20 protein-coding genes are annotated in these 20,975 nt (G+C 71.9%); 11 read left to right on the plus strand and 9 right to left on the minus strand.

Annotation, left to right across the window (positions count from 1 at the left end):
• The first annotated feature begins 113 nt into the window (after positions 1 to 113).
• Positions 114 to 1,274, plus strand: a complete 1,161-nt coding sequence (locus E5671_RS07820; RefSeq protein ID WP_160503113.1) for a lactonase family protein — start codon at positions 114 to 116, stop codon at positions 1,272 to 1,274.
• Here the strand turns inward: E5671_RS07820 and E5671_RS07825 are convergent.
• Complete coding sequence (locus tag E5671_RS07825; RefSeq protein WP_160503114.1) at positions 1,271 to 1,939, minus strand: HalD/BesD family halogenase; 669 nt, start codon at positions 1,937 to 1,939, stop codon at positions 1,271 to 1,273. The two genes, E5671_RS07820 and E5671_RS07825, sit on opposite strands and share 4 nt — an antisense overlap.
• A gap of 111 nt (positions 1,940 to 2,050) precedes the next feature.
• Here E5671_RS07825 and E5671_RS07830 point away from each other — a divergent pair, with 111 nt between their 5' ends.
• Complete coding sequence (locus E5671_RS07830) at positions 2,051 to 3,655, plus strand: alpha-amylase family glycosyl hydrolase (RefSeq protein ID WP_160503115.1); 1,605 nt, start codon at positions 2,051 to 2,053, stop codon at positions 3,653 to 3,655.
• Positions 3,656 to 3,707: 52 nt separating this feature from the next.
• On the opposite strand, the gene E5671_RS07835 is transcribed toward E5671_RS07830, so the two are convergent.
• On the minus strand, positions 3,708 to 4,319 hold the full coding sequence (locus E5671_RS07835; RefSeq protein WP_160503116.1) for an isochorismatase family protein: 612 nt from the start codon (positions 4,317 to 4,319) through the stop codon (positions 3,708 to 3,710).
• Entirely contained in the window at positions 4,312 to 5,565 is a 1,254-nt protein-coding gene (locus tag E5671_RS07840) for an amidohydrolase family protein (protein ID WP_336605695.1), read from the minus strand. The genes E5671_RS07835 and E5671_RS07840 overlap by 8 nt, the downstream gene beginning before the upstream one ends.
• Positions 5,566 to 5,716: 151 nt before the next feature.
• Between E5671_RS07840 and E5671_RS07845 the strand changes: the two genes are divergently transcribed.
• Complete coding sequence (locus E5671_RS07845) at positions 5,717 to 6,007, plus strand: DUF1232 domain-containing protein (protein ID WP_160503117.1); 291 nt, start codon at positions 5,717 to 5,719, stop codon at positions 6,005 to 6,007.
• Here the strand turns inward: E5671_RS07845 and E5671_RS07850 are convergent.
• The 3 genes from E5671_RS07850 to E5671_RS07860 form a co-directional block, all read right to left on the minus strand.
• Positions 5,978 to 6,697 (minus strand): DUF2470 domain-containing protein, encoded by a 720-nt coding sequence (locus tag E5671_RS07850; protein WP_160503118.1) that lies wholly within the window; start codon positions 6,695 to 6,697, stop codon positions 5,978 to 5,980. The genes E5671_RS07845 and E5671_RS07850 overlap by 30 nt on opposite strands.
• A gap of 114 nt (positions 6,698 to 6,811) precedes the next feature.
• Positions 6,812 to 7,441, minus strand: coding sequence for an MBL fold metallo-hydrolase (locus E5671_RS07855; protein ID WP_160503119.1), 630 nt, complete (start codon positions 7,439 to 7,441; stop codon positions 6,812 to 6,814).
• Complete coding sequence (locus E5671_RS07860) at positions 7,441 to 8,526, minus strand: S-(hydroxymethyl)mycothiol dehydrogenase (RefSeq protein ID WP_160503120.1); 1,086 nt, start codon at positions 8,524 to 8,526, stop codon at positions 7,441 to 7,443. The genes E5671_RS07855 and E5671_RS07860 overlap by 1 nt, the downstream gene beginning before the upstream one ends.
• A gap of 171 nt (positions 8,527 to 8,697) precedes the next feature.
• Between E5671_RS07860 and E5671_RS07865 the strand changes: the two genes are divergently transcribed.
• Positions 8,698 to 9,483: an ABC transporter permease gene (locus tag E5671_RS07865; protein ID WP_160503121.1), complete on the plus strand. Its 786-nt coding sequence runs from the start codon at positions 8,698 to 8,700 to the stop codon at positions 9,481 to 9,483.
• Between the two features lie 29 nt (positions 9,484 to 9,512).
• Positions 9,513 to 10,004 (plus strand): glutathione peroxidase, encoded by a 492-nt coding sequence (locus E5671_RS07870; RefSeq protein ID WP_160503122.1) that lies wholly within the window; start codon positions 9,513 to 9,515, stop codon positions 10,002 to 10,004.
• 87 nt (positions 10,005 to 10,091) lie between these two features.
• Here the strand turns inward: E5671_RS07870 and E5671_RS07875 are convergent, their stop codons facing one another.
• A complete protein-coding gene (locus tag E5671_RS07875) occupies positions 10,092 to 11,012 on the minus strand; it encodes a helix-turn-helix domain-containing protein (RefSeq protein WP_237330127.1) in 921 nt (306 codons plus the stop codon).
• A 97-nt stretch (positions 11,013 to 11,109) separates the two neighbouring features.
• On the opposite strand from E5671_RS07875, the gene E5671_RS07880 reads away from it, so the two are divergent.
• A complete protein-coding gene (locus E5671_RS07880; protein WP_160503123.1) occupies positions 11,110 to 11,901 on the plus strand; it encodes an NAD(P)H-dependent oxidoreductase in 792 nt (263 codons plus the stop codon).
• A gap of 168 nt (positions 11,902 to 12,069) precedes the next feature.
• Positions 12,070 to 13,242: a D-alanyl-D-alanine carboxypeptidase family protein gene (locus E5671_RS07885; RefSeq protein ID WP_160503124.1), complete on the plus strand. Its 1,173-nt coding sequence runs from the start codon at positions 12,070 to 12,072 to the stop codon at positions 13,240 to 13,242.
• Positions 13,243 to 13,263: 21 nt separating this feature from the next.
• On the opposite strand, the gene E5671_RS07890 is transcribed toward E5671_RS07885, so the two are convergent.
• On the minus strand, positions 13,264 to 13,677 hold the full coding sequence (locus E5671_RS07890) for an SsgA family sporulation/cell division regulator (RefSeq protein WP_160503125.1): 414 nt from the start codon (positions 13,675 to 13,677) through the stop codon (positions 13,264 to 13,266).
• Between the two features lie 206 nt (positions 13,678 to 13,883).
• Between E5671_RS07890 and E5671_RS07895 the strand changes: the two genes are divergently transcribed.
• The 4 genes from E5671_RS07895 to E5671_RS07910 all read left to right on the plus strand — a co-directional run bounded on the left by E5671_RS07895 (position 13,884) and on the right by E5671_RS07910 (position 18,958).
• Entirely contained in the window at positions 13,884 to 15,338 is a 1,455-nt protein-coding gene (locus E5671_RS07895; RefSeq protein WP_160503126.1) for a sigma factor, read from the plus strand.
• Between the two features lie 197 nt (positions 15,339 to 15,535).
• Positions 15,536 to 17,077, plus strand: a complete 1,542-nt coding sequence (locus E5671_RS07900; RefSeq protein ID WP_160503127.1) for an ATP-dependent DNA ligase — start codon at positions 15,536 to 15,538, stop codon at positions 17,075 to 17,077.
• Between the two features lie 128 nt (positions 17,078 to 17,205).
• Positions 17,206 to 17,691, plus strand: coding sequence for a cation:proton antiporter regulatory subunit (locus tag E5671_RS07905; RefSeq protein WP_336605696.1), 486 nt, complete (start codon positions 17,206 to 17,208; stop codon positions 17,689 to 17,691).
• A 4-nt stretch (positions 17,692 to 17,695) separates the two neighbouring features.
• Positions 17,696 to 18,958, plus strand: coding sequence for a cation:proton antiporter (locus E5671_RS07910; protein WP_160503128.1), 1,263 nt, complete (start codon positions 17,696 to 17,698; stop codon positions 18,956 to 18,958).
• 157 nt (positions 18,959 to 19,115) lie between these two features.
• On the opposite strand, the gene E5671_RS07915 is transcribed toward E5671_RS07910, so the two are convergent.
• A complete protein-coding gene (locus E5671_RS07915) occupies positions 19,116 to 20,972 on the minus strand; it encodes a gamma-glutamyltransferase family protein (RefSeq protein ID WP_160503129.1) in 1,857 nt (618 codons plus the stop codon).
• Between the last annotated feature and the right edge of the window lie 3 nt (positions 20,973 to 20,975).

The following is a 20,975-nucleotide window of genomic DNA, read 5'->3' on the forward strand; positions in this document are numbered from 1 at the left end:
GTTGCACAGAACGCAACCCTGGTTGTGCCTCTTGTCCTCGGAGGTTTTCGGATACCACTGTGTCTGCCACATGCGTCACCACCGACGCGTGACGTGCGGACATGGAGGCTGGCATGACCGGTGAGAACGACGGGCAGCGCACGGCGGACGCCTGGGGGCGGCGCGGGTTCATCGGAGCACTCGCCGCCACTGCCGTCGCCGCGTCCGTGCCGACCGCATCCGCCGCACCCCCTGGAAAGCCGTACGCGCGCCCGCTCTTCCTCGGCACGTACACCACCAAGCCCGACGGCGGCACCGGCCTCGGACTCGCGACGTACGACGAAGCCACGGGACACATCACCGGCACCGGCGCCCTCACCGGCGTACCCGACCCCTCCTACCTCTGTCTCCACCCCTCGGGCAGGACTCTCTACGCCGTCAACGAGCAGGAGCGGGGCGGCGTGACCGCGATCGCGCTCTCGCGCTCGGGACCCGAGGTTCTGGGTGCGCGTGGCACCGGCGGTGCCGGGCCCTGTCATCTGTCCGTGCACCCGAGCGGGCGCTGGCTGCTCAGCGCGAACTACCTCTCCGGGAGCGTGGCCGTCCATCCGGTCCAACGCTCCGGCGGGCTGGGTGAGTTGAGTGACGTGGTCACCCACTCCAACCCGCCGCCCGGCCCGGGACAGGACGGCCCGCACGCCCACCAGATCGTGACGAGCCCGGACGGCGGACATGTCCTCGCCGTCGACCTGGGCAACGACACCGTCTACAGCTACCGCCTCGACGCGAAGAGGGGGAAGCTCACCCAGGTCTCGTACGCCACCCTGCGACCGGGTGCCGGGCCACGCCACCTCACCTTCCACCCCTCGGGACGCTTCGCCTATCTCGCCAACGAGGTCGACAACACCGTGGTCGTCTGTGGGTACGACCCCGCGAGCGGGCGGCTGGCTCCCGGCGCGCCGCAATCCACCGGCACGGGCGAAGGCACCAGCTATCCGGCGCAGTTGCTCGTCACGCGCGAGGGCACCTTCGCCTTCCTCGCCAACCGCGGGCACAACAGCCTGACCAGGTACGCGATCGAAGCGGGCGGCGCCAGTCTGCGGCTGCTCGACACGGTCCCCGTCGGCGGGAACTTTCCCCGGCACATCGCCTTCTCGCCATCCCAGCGGCTGCTGTTCGCGGCCAACCAGAAGTCGAGCTCGGTCAGCGTCTTCCAGGTGGGCAGAGGCGGCCGACTACGCCTGACGGGCGAGCCGTTCACCGCTCCGACGGCGGTGTGCGCGCTGCCCCTCTAGGGCGCGTACAACTGGGCGGCCGATGGCGTACGCGCCATTTGCCGGTCAGGGGTGGTGTAGGCGAAGTTCAGCACCGTGCGGCGGACGCCCGGCCTGCGCAGCGCGGTCACGCGGTGGGCCGTGGTGTCGGCCCGCAGGAGGTAGCCGTCGCCGCGCTGGTGGTGCACCCGGCCGGCGGTGGTGTGCAGGGCGTCCAGGCCGCCCGTGCGCGGCGTGCGGTGCAGCAGGCCGCCGTCGGCCGGGTCCGCGGGGGCTTCGATGAAGAGCACCAGGGCCAGGGGGTAGTCGTCGGTGTGGGCGCCATGGGTGTCGCCGGGCCGGTGCAGGATGTTCAGTACGTGCCGCTCCAGGGGGTCGGCGACCTCGGCCACGGGCAGCGCCGCGACCCTGCCGAGCCAGGCCAGGAGTTCACCGTCGCGGTACAGGCATGGGATCAGCGTGGATTCCCGGTCGATGGTGTGGCCGCCGAGGGTGGTCATGTGGCGGGGCGAGCCGTCCGTCGACGCCATGGCGAAGTCCCGGCGCAGGGCCAGCTTCTCCAACCGGTCGACCTCGCGGGTCAGTTCCTCCAGCAGGGGCGGCGGGATGAGCGACGGAAGTCTCAGATAGCTCTCGGCAGCGAAGTGATCGCTCAGCGGCGGGGTATTGCTGGGTAAGGAAAGCACCGTGCGGACCTACCCCCGCCCGCATGGGGACAATCGCCGCGTTTCATCGGCGCCGCACACGACTGATCCGTCTCAGCCGCCACCGTACGAGGGAAAGGTCGCACCCGCTCCATGACTTCGTTCCGCCCCGCCCCCGCCTGGCTCTCCGACGCCGTCTTCTACCAGATCTATCCGCAGTCCTTCGCCGACTCCGACGGCGACGGCATCGGTGACTTCAACGGCATCACGGAACATCTGGACCACTTGGCCTGGCTCGGTGTCGACGCCGTCTGGATCAACCCCTGCTTCGAATCGCCGTTCCGCGACGCCGGGTACGACATCTCCGACTACCTCTCCCTCGCGCCCCGTTACGGGACGGACGACGACCTGGCCGAGGTGGTGGAACAGGCGGAGCGGCGCGGCATCCGGGTGCTGCTCGACCTGGTGGCCGGACACACCTCCGACCGGCATCCGTGGTTCACCGCGTCGGCCGGCGACCCGGACGACCACCGGTACATCTGGGCGGCCGAGGGCTGTCCGGCCGGTTTCGTGCGGTCCCCGGGGAATCGGCACGGCGCGTATCTGCCGAACTTCTTCGACTCCCAGCCCGCGCTCAACTTCGGTTACGCGCGCATGGATCCGGCCGAGCCCTGGCGGCAGTCCGTGGACGCCGAGGGTCCGCGCGCCAACCGTGCCGCGCTGCGCGACATCATGGACCACTGGCTGCGCCTCGGCCTCGCCGGTTTCCGCGTCGACATGGCGCACTCCCTCGTCAAGGACGACCCGGACCGCAGCGCGACGGCGGGGGTATGGACCGAGCTGCGCGGCTGGCTGGACGCCGCACACCCGGAGGCGGTGCTTCTCTCGGAGTGGGGCGATCCGGCGGTGTCGGTGCCCGCCGGGTTCCACGCCGACTTCTTCCTCCAGTTCGGCGGCCCCACCAACGGCGGGCCCCTGCGCTCCCTGTGGAACAACGGCGAAGGCACCGACAACGAGGGGTGGGACCCGCTCGCCTGCTTCTTCGACCCCAGCGGCAAGGGATCACCCCGTACGTTCGTCGAGGCGTGGCAGGCGGCGCGTGAGGCCATCGGTGGCGCAGGGCACATCGCGCTGCCCACCTCCAACCACGACTTCTCCCGCCTCAACTGCGGTCCGCGCACCGCCGAGCAGCTCCCGGCGGCGTTCGCCTTCCAGCTCACCTGGCCCACCCTCCCGGCGATCTACTACGGCGACGAGATCGGCATGCGCTACATCCCGGGCCTGCCCGACACCGAGGGCAGCGTGCTCGGCCCGCGCTACAACCGGGCGGGCTCACGCACCCCCATGCAGTGGGACGACAGCGCGAACGCCGGTTTCTCCACCGCGCGGGCCGACCGCCTCTACCTCCCCGTCGACCCCGACCCGGGGCGCCCCACCGTCGCCGCCCAGATGGCCGACGAGAGGTCCCTGCTGCACCTCGTGCACCGGCTGATCGCCCTGCGCAAGGCCACGCCGGGCCTTGGACCCGACGGGTCGGTGGAGGTGCTGCACAGCGGCTATCCGTTCGTGTACGTCAGGGGCGGGCGCCATCTCGTGGTGATCAATCCCCGCAGCGCACCGGCGACCTTCACCACCGATGTCGTGGGCGAGGCGGGTCCACGGGCGCTGGAGGCGGAGGGCGTGGAGGCCGCGAGCGGCCTCGTCACGGCGCGGGGATTCGGGTACGGCGTCTTCGATCTGGGTCCCGCGTCGGCCTGACCTCGTTCATCCACGGCAGCTGCCACCTGGTGGACGGCGCGTACACCGCCCGCTAGGGCTTGGTGAAGTCGACGTCCCGGGCCCTCGCGACGATCTCGACCTCGTCGCCGAGGGCCCATTCGGCCACCCGGGACACCATCGCCGCCGGGACCAGGTCGCTGATGCCTTCGGCGGCCGGGATGTCGTACGTGGCATGCGCGTCGTGCGGCAGGACGACACGGAAGTCCAGCTCCAGGGCGGTACGCGCGGTCGCAAGCACGCACATCTCGGACTGCACCCCGCACAGGGCCAGGTCGTGCACACCCGCTTCGGCGAGCAGGTCCGCGAGCCCGGTCTCCTCGAAGCCGTCGTCGACGGTCTTGCGCAGGACCCTCTCGCCCCGGTCGGTGTCCGCGGGGAGGTGTATCTGCCAGCCGGGAGTGCCGGGTTCGTCGACGGCTCCCGGCTCACCGTCGTTCTGGAGCTGGACGACGAGGGCGCCGGCCGCGCGGGCCCGGGTGATCAGGTCGGTCGTCCGGTCGAGGACGCGGGCCGCTTCGGGCACGGCGCCGCCGCCGGTGACGAAGGCGGCCTGCATGTCGACGACGATCAGCGCCTGGACGGGCTCGGCGGGAACGGGCTCTACGGAAAGGGGCTTCGTGGGACGGGCAGCTTGCTCACTCATGGTCCACCATCTTGCCGTTCGCCATGATCAGGCGTACGTCGCCCAGGGCCTCCACGTCCCTGAGCGGATCGCCGTGCACCGCGATCAGGTCGGCGCGATAGCCCGCGGCCAGGCGTCCGACGTGGTCGGCGATGCCCAGGGCGTCGGCCGCCTCCGTGGTCGCCATGTCGATGACGCGGCCGGGCTCGATGCCAAGGTGCTGGTAGAAGCCGAGGCTCTGGGCCAGGCCGTCGCAGCCCGCACGCTGGACTCCCGCGTCCGTCCCGGCGATCAGCCGCGCGCCGTGCTCCGCCATCGTGCGAACCTGGTCGAACAGCGCCTTGGCCCGTTCGGCGCCGAAGAACATGGGCAGCATCCGCCAGTTCGGGCTGACGGTGGGGCAGATCCGGATGCCCTTGTCGACGATGGCGTCCAGGACGTCCTCGCGCAGGCCGAGGCCCTTGCGCGTCATCCAGGTGCAGTGCTCGATGGTGTCGACGCCCGCCATCACGGCGGCCACGATCCCCGCGGTGCCGTGTCCATGGGCGGCGACCCGCAGTCCCGCCCGGTGCGCCTCACGGACGATCAGGCGGATCTCGGGGGCGTCGAACTGGGACTGCCACGTGGCGGGACCGCCTCGGGTGAGGCCGCCGCCGGTGGCCATGACCTTGATGACGTCCGCGCCGAGCTCGGCGTTGCGCCGGACCAGGGCGCGGATCTCGTCCTCGCCCTCCACCTCACCGCCCAGGAACCAGCAGTGGCCGCCCTTCGTGGTCAGCGGCGTCGTGGCGGCGACGATCCGCGGGCCCCGCACCCGGGACGCGGCGATCTCCTCGCGCAGCCGCAGGGTGAGGCGGCCCCGGTCACCCAGATCGCGCACCGTGGTGACGCCGCTGCGCAGGAACTGGAGCGCCCGCTCCTCCATCGCCGCCATGAGGGTGGTGTCGCTGTGCGCGTCCAGGACCGCGACGGGGTCCTTGCTCGCGTCGAACACCAGGTGGACATGGGCGTCGATGAGGCCGGGCAGCACCGTGGCATCGGGCAGCACGTAGCGGCGCGACACGCCGTGTGCCAGGGGCTCGACCTCGGCTCGGGCGCCCGCGGCGACGATGTCGGTGCCCTCTGTCAGTACGGCGCCGTCCGTGACGTACTGGCCACGCGGCCCGGTCAGAACCCGCCCTGCCAAGATCAGCGTCTGGCTCATCTCTGCCTTTCCGGGAAGGAGTTGGAGGAGCTGGCGGTGGTGCCGGCCTCCATCGTCCGTCATGGGAGGGCAGAAAGTCCGTCGTCGGGGAGCGGGACGTCCGTCATATGAGGGCGGGACAGGATGTTCGCGCGGCGTCCCGCGGGTACCCATAGCCTGGGCCGAGTGCCCGCACAGGACGTCGCGTACGTCGCAGGACGGAGGTCAGGGTCTGATGAGCACGGAAGTCACGGTCCTCCTTGTTGCCGGCGCGGTCCTGGTGGCCGCGACACTCGCGGTCGCGATCGCGCTGCTCGTACGTCTGGTCCGCACGCGCCGCACGTTGCGCGCGGCGGGACTGCCCGTCGAGCGCCAGTGGGTGTTCTGGGGGGCGGTCGCCTATCTCGTCCTGCCGGCCGATCTGCTGCCGGACCCGGTGTTTCTCGATGACATCGGCGTGCTCGTACTCGCGCTGCGGTCCATGAGGTCGGCGAATTCAGGCGTCGGGGGGCGTGGGGCGCAGTAGGGGGCGGCGCAGGTGCCGGGCCTTCGTGAGCAGGATGTGCATGCGCTCGGTCACCTGGGACACGTCCTCGACGGGCTCGTCGAAGGCGAGCCGGACGTCCGCCTGACTGCGGGCCTTCTCCAGGCGCAGTGTGAGCGCGTAACGGTCGATGGCGAGCGGGCGTACGCGGACCACGCCGTGCAGGCTGTCCGCGCACACGAGCCGGGTCAGCTGCTCGACGGCGTCCTCGTGCGCGTCGGCGAGATGGGTGAGCAGACGCGCCTCGGCCTCGGCCAGCGGGTCGGGCGCGGCCAGGGCGAGTTCGTCGAGGTCGATGCCGATGCGGCCGCCTGTGGAGTCGTGCAGTACGGCGCAGGTCGGCGCGAAGTTGAACCCCTCTCCGTCGGGTACCAGTGACCCCGACAGCCACAGCCGGGCCCGGATCCGGTCCCTGACCGGTACGGGGGCGACGTCGGCGAACTCCACCAGGGTGGACGGTTCGCCGCGGGGCGCGCAGATCATCGCGGTGGCCAGCGCGCTGTCGGGCGGCGGGGACAGCAGGAGGATGCCCTCCGGCGTGACGCTGTGCGCGCCGACGAGTTCATCCCTGCCGATCTCCGTGGTCACCGCGCAGGACCACGCGGTGGTGAGCAGTGAGCGAGCGCGTGCCGCTGCAGTGGGCACGGTCGTGCTGGCGTGACGGACACCCATCCTTCAACCTCCATTAGGTAAGCCTTGCCTAACTTATCGGAGATCGCGGAGCAGGGCCAGTACGCGAAAGGCCCCGCGCGGTGAACCACGCGGGGCCGTTGTAAGCGCGGTCGGTCAGTGACCGCGGGCGATCCACTCCTCCAGGTGCGGCGCCTCCGCGCCCACGCTCGTGCTGTCGCCGTGCCCGGTCCGCACCACCGTCTCCGGGGGCAGGGTGAGGAGGCGGTCCCTGATCGAGTCGACGATGGTCGGGAAGTCGCTGAACGACCGGCCCGTCGCTCCGGGACCACCCGCGAAGAGCGTGTCGCCGGTGAAGACCGTACCCAGTGCGGGCGCGTAGAGGCTGACGGCGCCCAGGCAGTGGCCCGGGGTGTGCAGGACCTTCAACTCCGTGCCCGCCACGGCGAGTTCCTGCCCGTCGGACAGCTCGCCGTCGGGTGCGCGGTCGGGGTGCGTCCGCTTCCACAGCTCCGCGTCGGCGGGGTGCAGCAGAATCGGCGCGCCCGTACGGTCGGCGAGGGCCGGGGCCGCGTCGATGTGGTCGTCGTGGGCGTGCGTGCACACGATCGCGACGACGCGGCGCCCGCCGACCGCCGCCGCGATGGCGTCCGCGTCGTGCGCCGCGTCGATGATGACGACCTCGCTGTCGTCGCCCACGATCCATACGTTGTTGTCGACGTCCCAGGTGCCCCCGTCGAGGGAGAACGTGCCCGACGTGACCACGTGGTCGATGCGCGCCGCCATCAGAAGACCACCACCGAACGCAGGACGTCCCCGTGATGCATCCGCTCGAACGCCTTCTCCACGTCTGCCAGCGCGATCGTCTCCGTGACGAACGCGTCGAGGTCGAGGCGCCCCTGCTGGTAGAGGTCGATGAGCATCGGGAAGTCGCGTGAGGGCAGGCAGTCCCCGTACCAGCTCGACTTGAGCGCGCCGCCGCGCCCGAAGACGTCGAGGAGCGGCAGATCGATGCGCATCTCCGGTGTGGGCACGCCGACCAGGACGACCGTGCCCGCCAAGTCGCGGGCGTAGAAGGCCTGTTCATAGGTCTCCGGGCGGCCGACCGCCTCGATGACGACGTCGGCGCCGTTCCCGCCGGTCAGCTCACGGACCGCCTCGACCGGGTCCGCCGCACGGGAGTTGACGGTGTGCGTGGCGCCGAGGCCCTTCGCGGTCTCAAGCTTCTTGTCGTCGATGTCGACGGCGATGATCTTCGCGGCTCCGGCGAGGCGCGCGCCCACCACCGCGGCGTTGCCGACGCCGCCGCAGCCGATGACGGCGACCGAGTCGCCTCGGCCCACGTTGCCGGTGTTGATGGCGGCGCCGATACCGGCCATGACTCCGCAGCCGAGGAGTCCGGCCGCGGCGGGCGATGCGGCCGGGTCGACCTTGGTGCACTGCCCGGCGGCGACGAGGGTCTTCTCCGCGAAGGCACCGATGCCGAGCGCGGGCGAGAGCTCCGTGCCGTCCGTGAGGGTCATCTTCTGCTTGGCGTTGTGCGTGGCGAAGCAGTACTGGGGGCTGCCGCGCAGGCACGCGCGGCACTGGCCGCACACCGCACGCCAGTTGAGGATCACGAAGTCGCCGGGCGCGACCTCCGTGACACCGTCGCCGACCGACTCCACGACGCCCGCCGCCTCATGGCCGAGGAGGAAGGGGAAGTCGTCGTTGATGCCGCCCTCGCGGTAGTGCAGGTCGGTATGACAGACCCCGCAGGCCTGCACCTTCACCACGGCTTCCCCGGGCCCCGGGTCCGGCACGACGAGCGTCTCGATCCGTACCGGCTCGCCCTTCGCGCGCGCGATCACGCCCTGTACCTGCTGCGCCATGAGGTCAGCCCTTCTTTCTTCCGGCGTTACTTGCTCGTCCGGCATCGCATGTTCTTCCCGCATCCTCACAGACCGGGCCCGCCCGCGACGACCCCGGACGCACGAGTTCCGATCATCGATTTCAGGCGCTTTCCCTGATCCGCGGGCCGCGGCGCCGCCTAGGGTGGGCGGGTGCGTGATCTCGCTGCTCAGGCCCTGCTTCCGGTCAACGCGACGCTCGGCGTGGTGCTCCTCGTCCTCCTGCTCGCCGCCGCCACGACGGCAGCCGTGTTCCGCCTCTCCCCCGACGGCTCGTACGGCAGGGCGCGGGAGATCCTCGTGGCAGGGGTGCGGGCCGCCGTGCAGCTGGGCGTGGTGTCCCTGGTGATCGGCTGGGTGATCCACCACGTCGTGGCGCTCTTCGCCTTCCTGCTCCTGATGTTCGCGGTCGCCGCGCGTACGGCGGGGCGCCGCATCACTGCCAACGGCTCCTGGTGGTGGGCGGCGCTGCCGATCGCGGGGCCGGTCGTCCCGGTGGTGGCGGGGCTGACCCTGGCCGGTCTGCTGCCGGTGAAGGGCATCGCCATGATCCCCGTGACGGGCATCCTCATCGGCGGTGCGCTGACCGCGACGGTGCTCGGCGGGCGCCGGGCCCTGGATGAACTCCGTTCCCGCAACGGCGAGTTCGAGGCCGGCCTGGCCCTTGGCCTGCCGGACCGGGACGCCCGCCTCGAGGTGATCCGCCCCGCCGCGTCGGACGCCCTGCTGCCGGGACTCGACCAGACCCGCACGGTCGGCCTGGTCACACTCCCCGGAGCCTTCGTCGGCATGCTCCTGGGCGGCGCGTCCCCCGTCCTCGCGGGCGCGGTCCAGCTGTTCGTGCTGATCGCCCTCATGGCTATCCAGGCGATCGCGGTGGCCACAACCGTCGAACTGGTCGCCTGCGGACGCCTGAACCGGACGGCTACTGGGATGTGACCGACCCGCTGGAGCGTAGGCTCCGGAGCATGTCTGTCTACGACGCGGTAAAGATCGAAAGCCTTCAGGGCGGCACGGCGGACCTGGGCCAGTACCTGGGCAAGGCCGTCCTGATCGTCAATGTCGCCTCCAAGTGCGGGCTCACCCCGCAGTACGCGGGCCTCGAGCGGCTTCAGGAGAAGTACGCGGCCCGTGGCTTCACGGTCCTCGGCGTGCCCTGCAACCAGTTCATGGGCCAGGAGCCCGGTACGTCCGAGGAGATCGCCGAGTTCTGCTCGGCGACGTACGGCGTGACCTTCCCGATGACCGAGAAGGTCGACGTGAACGGCGACGACCGGCACGCGCTGTACGGGAACCTCGTGGGCACGGCGGATGCCGAGGGGCACACCGGCGACATCCGCTGGAACTTCGAGAAGTTCCTCGTCGACGCGAGCGGCGACGTGGTCGGCCGGTTCTCCCCGCAGACCGAGCCGGACGCCCCCGAGGTCGTCGCGGCGATCGAGGCGAACCTGCCGAAGTAACCCAGCCACACCGACAAGGCGCGGTACACCGGCGACTGCCGGTGTACCGCGCCTTCGCCGTCCGCGGCAGGTGAAGGACGTGCCGTCTCAGGAGTGAGGGGCGGCTCCGGCGGGCACGGCGGCATGAGTCAGGCCCTTGGCAAGGGCCGCGAGCGCGTCGCTCTCCGCGCTGCCCTCCTCGGCGCTGAACACGTGCACCACCAGGCCCGTCTCACCGGGCGCGGCCGGCACATGCAGGCTCTCGAAGTCCAGGGCGAGAAGACCGGCCACCGGATGCCGCAGCCGCTTGCGGCCCGCCGCGCACATCACGACCTCGCCGCTGTCCCAGATCCGCCGGAACTCGGCGCTGCGCGCGGCCAGTTCCGCGATGAGCGCGGCAAGCTCCGGGTCCTCGGGGTAACGCCCCGCCGCCACCCGCAGCTGGCCCACGGCCTCCGCCGCCCTGGCCTCCCACTCGGGGTGGACGTCGCGCGACGCGGGGTCGAGGAAGAGGAAACGCGCGTTGTTCCGGTTCCGGCGCCGCGGTTCGGCGAGGCCGCCGATCAGCTCGGCGCCGAGGCTGTTCCAGGCGACCACGTCGAGGCGGTGGTCCGTCGCGAAGGCCGGGAACCCGGCCATGGAGTCCAGGATCCGCCGCAGCAGAGGGCTGACCCGGGCCGTGGGCGCGGGGTCGCGCCGAGCAGCGGCCAGCGTGGTCAGGTGCCCGCGCTCCGCGGCGTCGAGTCCGAGCGCCCCGGCGAGCGCGTCGAGCACCTCGGGGGACGGCTGGGTCGCCCGGCCCTGTTCGAGACGTACGTAGTAGTCCACGCTGATCCCGGCGAGCTGGGCCAGCTCCTCGCGGCGCAGCCCGCGCACCCGTCGGCGGCGTCCCCCGGCGATCCCGACATGCTCCGGCGCGACCCGCCCGCGGCGGGCACGCAGAAATCCGCCGAGTGCCCGCCGGGTGTCGCCGATCCCGTCACTGTTCGTCATGTGATCCGCGTTCGTCATGTGGTCCCCGCCGTCCATGGATCAAGTATGCGTGGCCCTCGCAGTACCAGGATCGGCGTTCCGACGGTCGCACAGGGTTCTGGCTGCGCCGCCCGCGCCGGGAGAACGTGGCGTCATGAACGAAGCCACGCCCCAGCACAAGAAGATCCTCGTCGTCAGCGCCCACCCGGAACCCCGCTCGCTCAACGCGTCGCTGGCCGCCTTCGCCGTCGACGAGCTGCGCGCGGCCGGGCACGAGGTGCAGGTGTCCGACCTCTACGCGATGAAGTGGAAGGCGACGGTGGACGCCGACGACTTCCCCGGCCACGTCGCGGACCGGCGACTGCACGTGATGGCCGCCTCCGAGCGGGACACCCTTGCGGACCGCCTCTCGCCCGACATCGCGGCGGAGCAGGAGAAGGTGCGCCGTGCCGACGCGGTGATCCTGCAGTTCCCGATGTGGTGGTTCTCGGCCCCGGCGATTCTGAAGGGCTGGATAGACCGCGTCTTCACCAGCGGCTTCGGCTACGGCCCCGCGCTCCCACCGCCCTACGGCGAGGGCGCCTTGGCGGGGCGCCGTGCGCTGGTGTCGGTGACGGTCGGTGCCCGGGAGTCGTCGTTCTCCGAGCGGGGGATCCACGGGCGTCTCGCGGAGGTCCTGCATCCGGTGCAGCACGGCCTGTTCTGGTTCACCGGCATGGCGCCCCTGGAGCCGTTCGCGGTGTACGCCGCCAACGAGCTGCCGGAGGATCAGTTCGCGGCGGCGAAGCGGGAGTACGCGCGACGCCTCGCCGGGCTCTTCACGGATGAGCCGGTCCCGTTCCGCTCGCTCGTCGGCGGCGACTACGACCACGACATGCGGTTGCTGCCGGGCGTGGAGGCGCCGGGGACGAAGGGGCTGGATCTCCACGTCAGGGCGCGCGGCTGAGGGGCGGGCGGGGTGACGGTCCTGGGTACCTGGGGGGAAATAATGGGGAGAGCGGTCATTCGGGACCGACCTCACAACTCCCTTGGCGCGCAGGCCGCCGGCCACCCCGTACATCCAGCCGGACCAAGCTGACCTGCGGGCTTCAGGCCGCGCTCGTACGGTGACTGAATGGTCATCAGGTACCTCCCGCGCTCCTCGTCCGTCCGCACCGCGGCCCTCGCGCTGGCCGCTCTGGTCCTCCTGCCCACACCCGTCTCCGCGGCCGTCGAGGAGCCCACGCCACCCAAGCCGGGACCCGCATACTCCTCGAACCTCCTCGACAGGCCGGGCGTTCAGGTCCGGCCCGGCGCCGGCGCCCCGGCCGTGCCGAGCGACGTCTCCGCTCTCTCCTGGCTGGTGGCCGACGCCCGTTCGGGCGAAGTGCTCGCCGCCCACAACGCGCACCGTCAACTGCCGCCCGCCTCCACCCTGAAGTCGCTCTTCGCCCTCACGGCCCTGCCCCACCTGGACGCCGTGGCCCGGCACCGGGTCACCCAGAGCGAGCTCTCCGAGGTCGGGGACGGCAGCAGCCTGGTGGGGGTCGAGGCGGGGCGCAGCTACACCGTCGCCGACCTGTGGCGCGGCGTGTTCCTCAGCTCCGGCAACGACGCCGTGCACGTGCTGGCCAAGCTCAACGGCGGCTGGCAGCGGACCGTCCGTCAGATGCGCGCGAAGGCCCGCGCCTTGGGCGCCCACGACACCCATGTGGTCTCTCCCGACGGTTACGACGCGGCGGGGCAGGTGTCATCGGCGTACGACCTGGCGGTCTTCGGCCGGGCGGGGCTCGCGGACCCGCAGTTCGCCCGTTACTGCTCGACGTCGATCGCGAAGTTCCCGCACGGCGACTGGTCCTACCCCATCCAGAACACCAACCGGCTCCTCACCGGAGCCGACGGCGTGGCCCCCTACCCGGGCCTGCTCGGCATCAAGAACGGCTACACCAGCCACGCGGGCAACACCCTCATCAGCGCGGCGCAGCGCGGCGGCCGAACCCTCGTCGTGTCGGTGATGAACCCTCAGGCTCGCGGCGGGTACCGCGTGTACGAGGAGACCAGGTCGCTCCTCGACTGGGGGTTCAAGGCGGCGAAGCACGTCAGGCCGGTGGGTTCGCTGATCCCCGAGAACGAGAGGCGGGGCACGGCGCAGGGTCCCGTGCCCGCTGCCGAGCTCGCCGCCCATGCGAGCGGTTCGGACGGCTCGGACTGGACCGCGAACCTTCTCGTGGCCGGGGGTTCGGCGGCTCTGGTGGCGGGTGCGGTGGTGGTGATCCGGCGGCGGCGGTCGGCCCGCCTCCACCGCTGATCGTGGCCGGGGGCCTCCCGCTCAGACTCCGCCCAGCAGACGGGCGAGATCCTGGTCGAGGCCGAGCCCCGCGGCCTCGCGCCCCACCCCCACCACGGCGTACGTACGGAGCAGGAAACGCCGCAGCACGGCTCTGTCGAACTGCACAAGGGCCAGACCCTGCGGCGCGTGGAACTCGAGAACCGTGCGGGCCCGGCCGCACGGCCAGATGTGCACGTCGCCGCCGCCCGCGGGGGCGCGGAGCCCCTCCTCCAGGAGCTGACGGGCGAAGATCCAGGTGACTTCCGCGCCATCGAGGGAGGCCTCCGACGGGAAGACGATCTGGACGGCCAGGGGGTCGGCCGCCTCATAGCGCAGGGTCACGGGCAGCGCGCGCTCGCGCCCTTCGGGGGTGATCAGGCAGGCGCGGGCGGGCTGCTCAAGGGTGACGGCCATGATCGGACTCCTGTTCTGGCGCAGCTGCCGCTGCTCGCTCTGCGTTCTTCCGTGCCTGTTCGAGTCCGTGGCCAGGTGGTTCATTACGCGACACGCGGGCCGATCTCTGTGACCTGCGCCACTCCCGCATCACAAGTCGGACATTTAACGCCTAGGCTTTCGAATTCGTCCGAACCACCCGCAGTGGGACCGGGAGAGCTTCTGCCATGACCGACGTCTCCGCCGACGGGCCCGTCACCACGCCCGCCACGGCCGCGTACTCCCGCATCTACGAGGAGGAACAGCCGCGCCTCGTCGCCTACGCGCGCTCGCTGACCGGCAGCGCCTGGGTCGCCGACGACCTCGTCGCGGAGGCGCACTTCCGCGTCTGGCGGCGGCTGTCCGCGGGGCACGAGATCGAGAACGTACCGGCGTACCTCATGACGACCGTGCGGCACCTGGCCGCGGCCGTGGGGCGCGATGCCGGGCGCGAGACACCGCGTGATCCGCATGCCCCGGAGACGGTCGAGCCCTTCGGCGTGGTGGCCGGTGGCGGTGACGACCCCGGTGACCGTGTCTCCTCCGTGGATCTGCTCGGCCGCGTGCTCGGGCAGCTGCCCGAGCGCTGGGTGAAGGCGTTGTGGCTCGCCGAGGCGGAGGGGCAGCCGCTGGAGACGGTCGGGCGCCGGATCGGTGCCGGGCGGGGCGCGACGGCCGTACTGCTCCACCGCGCCCGCGAGGGGATGCGGCAGGCGTTCCTGCGCGCGCATCCCGGGACGCCCGAGGATCCCGCGTGCGAGCAGCACTGGGACCGCATACCCGGGCACATACGCGGCGAGGCCTCGGCCCGGCAGTCCGAGCAGCTGCTCGCCCACCTCGACGGCTGCGCCGACTGCCGGGGACGGCTCGCGCTGCTCGCCCGCGCGAACGACCGGCTGCCCGCGCTGGCCGGACCGGCGCTGCTGATCTTCGTCCTGGGCGGCACGGGCAAGTTCCTCCTGCCGCTGGCCGCGGGTTCCGCGGGGGCTGCGGGGGCCGCGGGGGCCGCTTCCGGCTCGGGTGGGCACGGGGGCTTCCTGCACGGCGTACGTCACGTCCTCACCGGAGGGGGCAAGGTGCCTGCCGCGGTGGCGGGGGTCGTGGGTGTGTCCGTGGCGGGGGCGGCTGTGGCGGCGGGGCTCGTGCTCGGGGGGCCGGGCCCTGCGGTGCCGCCACAGCGGGCCACTGCGGTGGAGAGCGGGGCGCCGGAGCGGGCTCCCTCTTCGACGGACTCGACGGCTCCTGTGCCGGAGCCTCGGGGGGAGGGTGCGGGGCCTGGTTCTGCTCCGGCTCCGGCGGAGGAGGCGCCTGCGGTGCGGGATTCTCCCGTGGAGGAAGCTCCTGCGAAGCCGGTGGCGCCCCCGGCTGAGCCGCCGGCTCAGGCTGAGCAGCAGGGTCCGGTGGAGCAGCCGGAGGTGCCGGGCCCGGTTGAGCCGGTTGAGCCGGTGGCGCCTACTGAGCCGACCGAGCCGGTCGTGCCGCCCGTCGAGCCGACGGAGACTGCGACGCCGGTACCGACGCCTACGCCTACGCCTCCCCCGACACCCACTCCGGTGGACCCGACGCCGGTCGAGCCCACGCCTCCGCCGTCGCCGGTCTGTGAGCCCTGGGTCGGGCCGATCCATATCTGCCACAGTCCGTAGTCGGGGGCGGGGCAACAGGCTCAGTCCCCAACCCCGCCCCTTCCCGAAAACCCGCTGGCGCGGGGGCCTTGCGTGCCGTCATCACCGGCTCCGCCGAGTTCGTCCTCAAACGCCGGACGGGCTGAAAGCTTCGCCGGGTGGGTGGGCGGGAAAGGGCCCGGTTTCGGGTAGGGGCGGGATCGGGGAAAGGAGAACGCATGCTCCTCGCCCGCCTGGCCCACGTATCCGCCGCCGTCGCCACCACCCCCGCCCGGTCCCAGAAGATCACCCTCCTCGCCGGCCTCTTCCGCGCGGCCGCCCCCGCCGACGCCCCCATCGTCATCCCCTACCTCGCGGGCCGCCTCCCCCAGGGGAGGCTGGGTATCGGGTGGAGTCTTCTGAAGGAGGCGCCCCCGCCCGCCGCCGAGCCCACCCTCACCGTGCAGGCCACGGACAACGCCCTGACCGCCATCGGCGCCGTGTCGGGGCAGGGGTCCCAGGCCGAACGCAGGCGACTCGTAAGGGAGTTGATGGGTTCCGCCACCGGCGAGGAGCAGCGGTTCCTCGTCGGGCTGCTGACCGGCGAGGTCCGGCAGGGTGCCCTCGATGCCATCGCCGTGGAGGGCCTCGCCCGCGCCACGGAGGCCCCGCCGGCATCCGTGCGCCGCGCGGTGATGCTCGCCGGGGCGGTGACGCCCGTCGCCGAGGCCCTCCTCGCGAGGGGGCCGAGCGCGGTGGACGAGTTTCGGCTCAGCGTCGGGCGGCCCGTGCTGCCGATGCTCGCGCACGGCGCCGGGTCCGTCACCGAAGGGGTCGGCAAGCTGGGCGGGCCGTGCGCCGTCGAGGAGAAGCTGGACGGCATTCGCGTCCAGGTGCACCGCGACGGGGACGACGTCCGCGTCTACACCCGTACCCTCGACGACATCACCGACCGCTTGCCCGAACTCACCGACGCCGCACGGGGCTTGGCGGGGGATACCTTCATTCTCGACGGTGAAGTCATCGCGCTCGACAGCCACGGCAGACCCCGGCCCTTCCAAGAGATCGCCGGACGCGTGGGGTCCCGTGTCGACGTCACCACCGCCGCCGCCGGACTCCCCGTCTCCCCCGTCTTCTTCGACGCCCTGTACGCCGAGGGGATGGATCTCCTCGATCTGCCGTTCGTCGAGCGTCACAGCCATCTGGCCCGGCTCGTCCCCGAGCCGATGCGGGTGCGGCGCGCCCTCGTCACCGACCCCGCCGACGAGGCCGAACTCGGCGCCGCGGAGGAGTTCTTCGCCGACACGCTGCGCCGCGGCCATGAAGGCGTCGTGCTCAAGGCCCTCGACGCGCCGTACATCGCAGGGCGCCGCGGTGCGAGCTGGCTGAAGGTCAAGCCCGTGCACACCCTGGACCTCGTCGTGCTCGCCGCCGAGTGGGGGCATGGGCGGCGGACCGGCAAGCTGTCCAACCTGCATCTGGGTGCCCGGCGACCGGACGGAACGTTCGCCATGCTCGGCAAGACCTTCAAAGGCATGACCGACGTGATGCTCGCCTGGCAGACCGAGCGGCTGCGTGAGCTCGCGGTCAGCGACGACGGCTTCGTCGTGACCGTACGTCCGGAGCTCGTCGTCGAGATCGCCTACGACGGGCTGCAGAAGTCCACCCGCTATCCGGCCGGCGTCACGCTCCGCTTCGCCCGGGTCGTGCGCTATCGCGAGGACAAGTCACCGGCGGAAGCCGATTCCGTCGAGACGGTGTTGGCGGAGCGTCAGCCATAGCCCCGGAGCGGGACCCCTACCACCAAGTTCTGGCAAAGAACGGGCCGATAGGGTGACCTTAACGCCGTATTGACGCCCATCAGCCCGATCAAGCAACTAGCAGCCCGATCAGCACCTAGGGGAAAGCTGTGCCCGCTTCACGTCTGAGCCAGACGCCACTTCCAGGCATCGGAATCCGGTACGACCTGACGACCCGAGAACAGCGCCGGGTCTCGGTCGTCGCACACCGGGACGGCGCGCGCACCCTCAGCGCCTACCGCGCCGACGACCCCGACGAGTGCGCGCTCTCGCTGCGGCTGAGTTCCGGTGAGGCGGACGCCCTGATCGACGCGCTGATGCCCTCGCACCACAGCCCGAACCTCCTGCACACCACCGATCTCGGCCTCGTCGCCGAGCGCATCGAGGTGTCCGGCACCTCGCACTGGAACGGTCGCCTGCTCGGCGAGACCCAGATGCGCACCGAGACCGGTGCCTCCATCGTGGCCGTGCTGCGCAGGGCCGACGCCATTCCGTCGCCCGCGCCCGACTTCCGCCTCGCGGGCGGGGACACGCTCATCGTGATCGGCACCCGCGAGGGTGTGGAGAGCGCCGCCGCGATACTCGGGCGGGAGTGATTCGATGCACTCCGCTGTCTTCCTGATCGAGTTCGGCGCGATCATCCTCGCGCTCGGGCTGCTCGGCAGATTCGCCGGGCGGTTCCGCTTCTCCCCGATCCCTCTCTATCTGCTCGCCGGGCTCGCGTTCGGCGAGGGCGGTCTGCTTCCGCTGGGCGCCAGTGAGGAGTTCGTCGCGATCGGCGCCGAGATCGGCGTCATCCTGCTGCTCCTGATGCTGGGCCTCGAATACACGGCGAGCGATCTGGTCAGCAATCTCAAGACGCAGTACCCGGCCGGGCTCGTCGACATGGGGCTCAACGCCGTGCCGGGCGCGATCGCCGCGCTGCTCATGGGATGGGGTCCTGTCGCCGCCGTCGTTCTCGCGGGCGTCACCTGGATCTCGTCGTCCGGGGTCATCGCCAAGGTGCTCGGCGACCTGGGGCGCCTCGGCAACCGCGAGACGCCCGTCATCCTCAGCATCCTGGTCCTGGAAGACCTGGCGATGGCGGTGTATCTGCCCATCATCACGGCCCTGTTGGCCGGTGTCGGCTGGGCCGCGGGCAGTCTCACCCTGGGCATCGCGCTCGGGGCGGCCGGTCTGGTGCTGTTCCTCGCCGTGCGCTACGGCCGCGTCATCTCGCGCTTCGTGTCGAGCGACGACCCCGAGAAGCTGCTCCTGGTCGTCCTCGGTCTGACGATCCTGGTCGCCGGTATCGCGCAGCAGCTCCAGGTCTCCGCCGCCGTGGGGGCGTTCCTGGTCGGTATCGCGCTGTCCGGCGAGGTCGCCGAGGGCGCGCACAGCCTCCTCGCGCCGCTGCGGGACCTGTTCGCCGCGGTCTTCTTCGTCTTCTTCGGCCTGCACACCGATCCGGCGAGCATCCCGCCGGTGCTGCTGCCCGCGCTCCTGCTCGCCGTCGTGACGGCGTGCACGAAGATCGCCACGGGGTACTGGGCGGCCCGCCGCGCCAAGATCTCCGTCAAGGGGCGGTGGCGGGCGGGCGGTGCGCTTGTGGCGCGCGGCGAGTTCTCCATCGTCATCGCGGGGCTTGCCGTCACCGCGGGCATCGAGCCGTCGCTCGGCCCACTGGCCACGGCGTACGTCCTGATCCTGGTGATCGTCGGCCCGCTGACCGCACGCTTCGCGCAGCCGGTGGCCGCGCTGGTGGGCGGCGCCGTGTCGCGCCGCCGCGAGGCCACTACCGCGGTGGCCCTGCCCTCCCCGCGGGAGCCCGAGCGGTCGTCGGAGGAGTCGCTCGACGGACAGGGCACGAGCGGCCGGCCCTGACGCCCCGGAGAGCGCCCCGAAGGGGCGCGGGGAACTGCGCGAGGACGGACCACGATCCGCGGTCGGCAACGGCGCGAACCCGGCAGACGCAAATCCGAGGAGCCCTGCGGCACGGCCGGCCGGGTACGCGGCGTCGCGCGCCGCGTACCCGGCTTCTCTACCGCCCCACGGCGTACCCCTGCATCCCCCGCGGGTTGGCCGCCGCCGAAAGCACGCCGGTCCGCGGGTCCCGTGCCACCGCGCACAGGCGCCCCTCCGACCACGGCTCGCCGACCGTCACGTCGTGCCCGCGCCGCCGCAGCTCCTCGATGACCGCCTCGTCAATGCGGGACTCGACCGTGACGCTCCCCGGGCGCATGCCGCGCGGGTAGAAGGAGCCGGGGAAGCTGTCGTTGTGCCAGTTGGGGGCGTCGATGGCGCCCTGGAGGTCGAGGCCTCCGCGTACGGAATCGCGCAGCGCGACCGCCAGGAAGAAGTGCACCTGCCACTGGTCCTGCTGGTCTCCGCCGGGCGTACCGAACGCCATCACCGGTACGCCGTCCTTGAGCGCGAGGGACGGCGTCAGGGTGGTGCGCGGACGGCGGCCCGGCGTGAGGGAGTTGGGCAGGCCCTCCTCCAGCCACGCCATCTGGAGGCGGGTGCCGAGCGGGAACCCCAGCTCCGGGACGACCGGGTTGGACTGCAGCCAGCCGCCGCTCGGCGTCGCCGCGACCATGTTGCCCCAGCGGTCGACGATGTCCAGGTGGCAGGTGTCGCCGCGGGTCGCGCCGTCCGCCGATACGGCCGGTTCGCCGGGCACGGGTGACGTGCCGCTCTTGGCGACGGTCGGCTCACCGGCGCCCGCTCCGGGCAGGCCGAGCGCGTCGAAGCCGGGCTCGCCCGCGGCCACGGCGCTCGCGTGGGCGGAGATCTTCGCCGTGCGCCCGCCGGGGCTTCCGGGGCGCAGGTCGTGCGAGGCCTTCTCGCCGATGAGCGTGCGCCGCTCCTCGTTGTAGGCGGCGGACAGCAGATCGGCGACGGGGACCGTGTCGGCGCCGTCCGCGTCGCCGTACCAGGCCTCGCGGTCGGCCATGGCGAGCTTGCAGCCCTCGATCAGCAGGTGGACGTAGTCGGCGGAGCCGTACGCGGGCAGGTCCGCGAGCGCCGAGGGGAGCACGGCCAGCTGCTGGAGGAAGACCGGGCCCTGACTCCAGCCGCCCGCCTTGCAGAGCGTCCAGCCGTTCCAGTCGTACGTCGCGGGGGTCTCGTAGCTCGCCTGCCATCCGGCGAGGTCGGCGGCCGTCAGCGTCCCGGTGTGCCGGGATCCGCTGGTGTCCATCGTGGGGCGACCCGCTTGGCGTACCAGCGCCTCGGCGATGAACCCTTCGCTCCAGATCTTCCGCGCGGCGTCGATCTGTTCGACGCGTGAGCCCGTCCCGGCCTCCTCGATCACGCGGCGCCAGGTCGCGGCGAGCGCCGGGTTGCGCAGGAGCTCGCCGGGGCGCGGGGCGTGGCCGTCGGGCAGGTAGATCTCGGCCGACGAGGGCCATTCGGTCTCGAAGAGTTCGCGTACCGTCTCGACGGTCTCGCCGACGCGCTCCACGGGCGCGTGCCCGTCTTCCGCGTACCCGATGGCGTACTTGAGGACATCGGCGAGGGACTTGGTCCCGTGGTCGCGCAGGAGCAGCATCCACGCGTCGAAGGCGCCCGGCACGGCGGCCGCGAGCGGCCCTGTGCCCGGCACCAGTTCGAGGCCGAGCGAGCGGTAGTGGCCCACGGTCGCTCCGGCGGGCGCGACGCCCTGCCCGCACAGGACGCGCACCACCCCGTCGGCGGGGGCCAGGATGATCGGCACCTCGCCCGCGGGGCCATTCAGGTGCGGCTCGACGACGTGCAGGACGAAACCCGCGGCGACCGCCGCGTCGTAAGCATTGCCGCCGTCCTCCAGGACGGCCATCGCGGACTGCGAGGCGAGCCAGTGGGTGGAGGACACCATGCCGAAGGTGCCTTGGAGGGTCGGCCTAGTGGTGAACAAGAG

The organism is Streptomyces sp. BA2 (assembly GCF_009769735.1).
Classification (GTDB): Bacteria; Actinomycetota; Actinomycetes; order Streptomycetales; family Streptomycetaceae; genus Streptomyces.

Excerpts from the sequence above, each read along its gene's own strand:
- E5671_RS07820 (WP_160503113.1), top strand. The coding sequence starts at position 114 with ATGACCGGTGAGAACGACGGGCAGCGCACGGCGGACGCCTGGGGGCGG.
- E5671_RS07830 (WP_160503115.1), top strand. The coding sequence starts at position 2,051 with ATGACTTCGTTCCGCCCCGCCCCCGCCTGGCTCTCCGACGCCGTCTTC.
- E5671_RS07835 (WP_160503116.1), bottom strand. The coding sequence starts at position 4,319 with ATGAGTGAGCAAGCTGCCCGTCCCACGAAGCCCCTTTCCGTAGAGCCC.
- E5671_RS07840 (WP_336605695.1), bottom strand. The coding sequence starts at position 5,565 with ATGACGGACGATGGAGGCCGGCACCACCGCCAGCTCCTCCAACTCCTT.
- E5671_RS07845 (WP_160503117.1), top strand. The coding sequence starts at position 5,717 with ATGAGCACGGAAGTCACGGTCCTCCTTGTTGCCGGCGCGGTCCTGGTG.
- E5671_RS07850 (WP_160503118.1), bottom strand. The coding sequence starts at position 6,697 with ATGGGTGTCCGTCACGCCAGCACGACCGTGCCCACTGCAGCGGCACGC.
- E5671_RS07855 (WP_160503119.1), bottom strand. The coding sequence starts at position 7,441 with ATGGCGGCGCGCATCGACCACGTGGTCACGTCGGGCACGTTCTCCCTC.
- E5671_RS07860 (WP_160503120.1), bottom strand. The coding sequence starts at position 8,526 with ATGGCGCAGCAGGTACAGGGCGTGATCGCGCGCGCGAAGGGCGAGCCG.
- E5671_RS07870 (WP_160503122.1), top strand. The coding sequence starts at position 9,513 with ATGTCTGTCTACGACGCGGTAAAGATCGAAAGCCTTCAGGGCGGCACG.
- E5671_RS07875 (WP_237330127.1), bottom strand. The coding sequence starts at position 11,012 with ATGGACGGCGGGGACCACATGACGAACGCGGATCACATGACGAACAGT.
- E5671_RS07880 (WP_160503123.1), top strand. The coding sequence starts at position 11,110 with ATGAACGAAGCCACGCCCCAGCACAAGAAGATCCTCGTCGTCAGCGCC.
- E5671_RS07885 (WP_160503124.1), top strand. The coding sequence starts at position 12,070 with ATGGTCATCAGGTACCTCCCGCGCTCCTCGTCCGTCCGCACCGCGGCC.
- E5671_RS07890 (WP_160503125.1), bottom strand. The coding sequence starts at position 13,677 with ATGGCCGTCACCCTTGAGCAGCCCGCCCGCGCCTGCCTGATCACCCCC.
- E5671_RS07895 (WP_160503126.1), top strand. The coding sequence starts at position 13,884 with ATGACCGACGTCTCCGCCGACGGGCCCGTCACCACGCCCGCCACGGCC.
- E5671_RS07900 (WP_160503127.1), top strand. The coding sequence starts at position 15,536 with ATGCTCCTCGCCCGCCTGGCCCACGTATCCGCCGCCGTCGCCACCACC.
- E5671_RS07910 (WP_160503128.1), top strand. The coding sequence starts at position 17,696 with ATGCACTCCGCTGTCTTCCTGATCGAGTTCGGCGCGATCATCCTCGCG.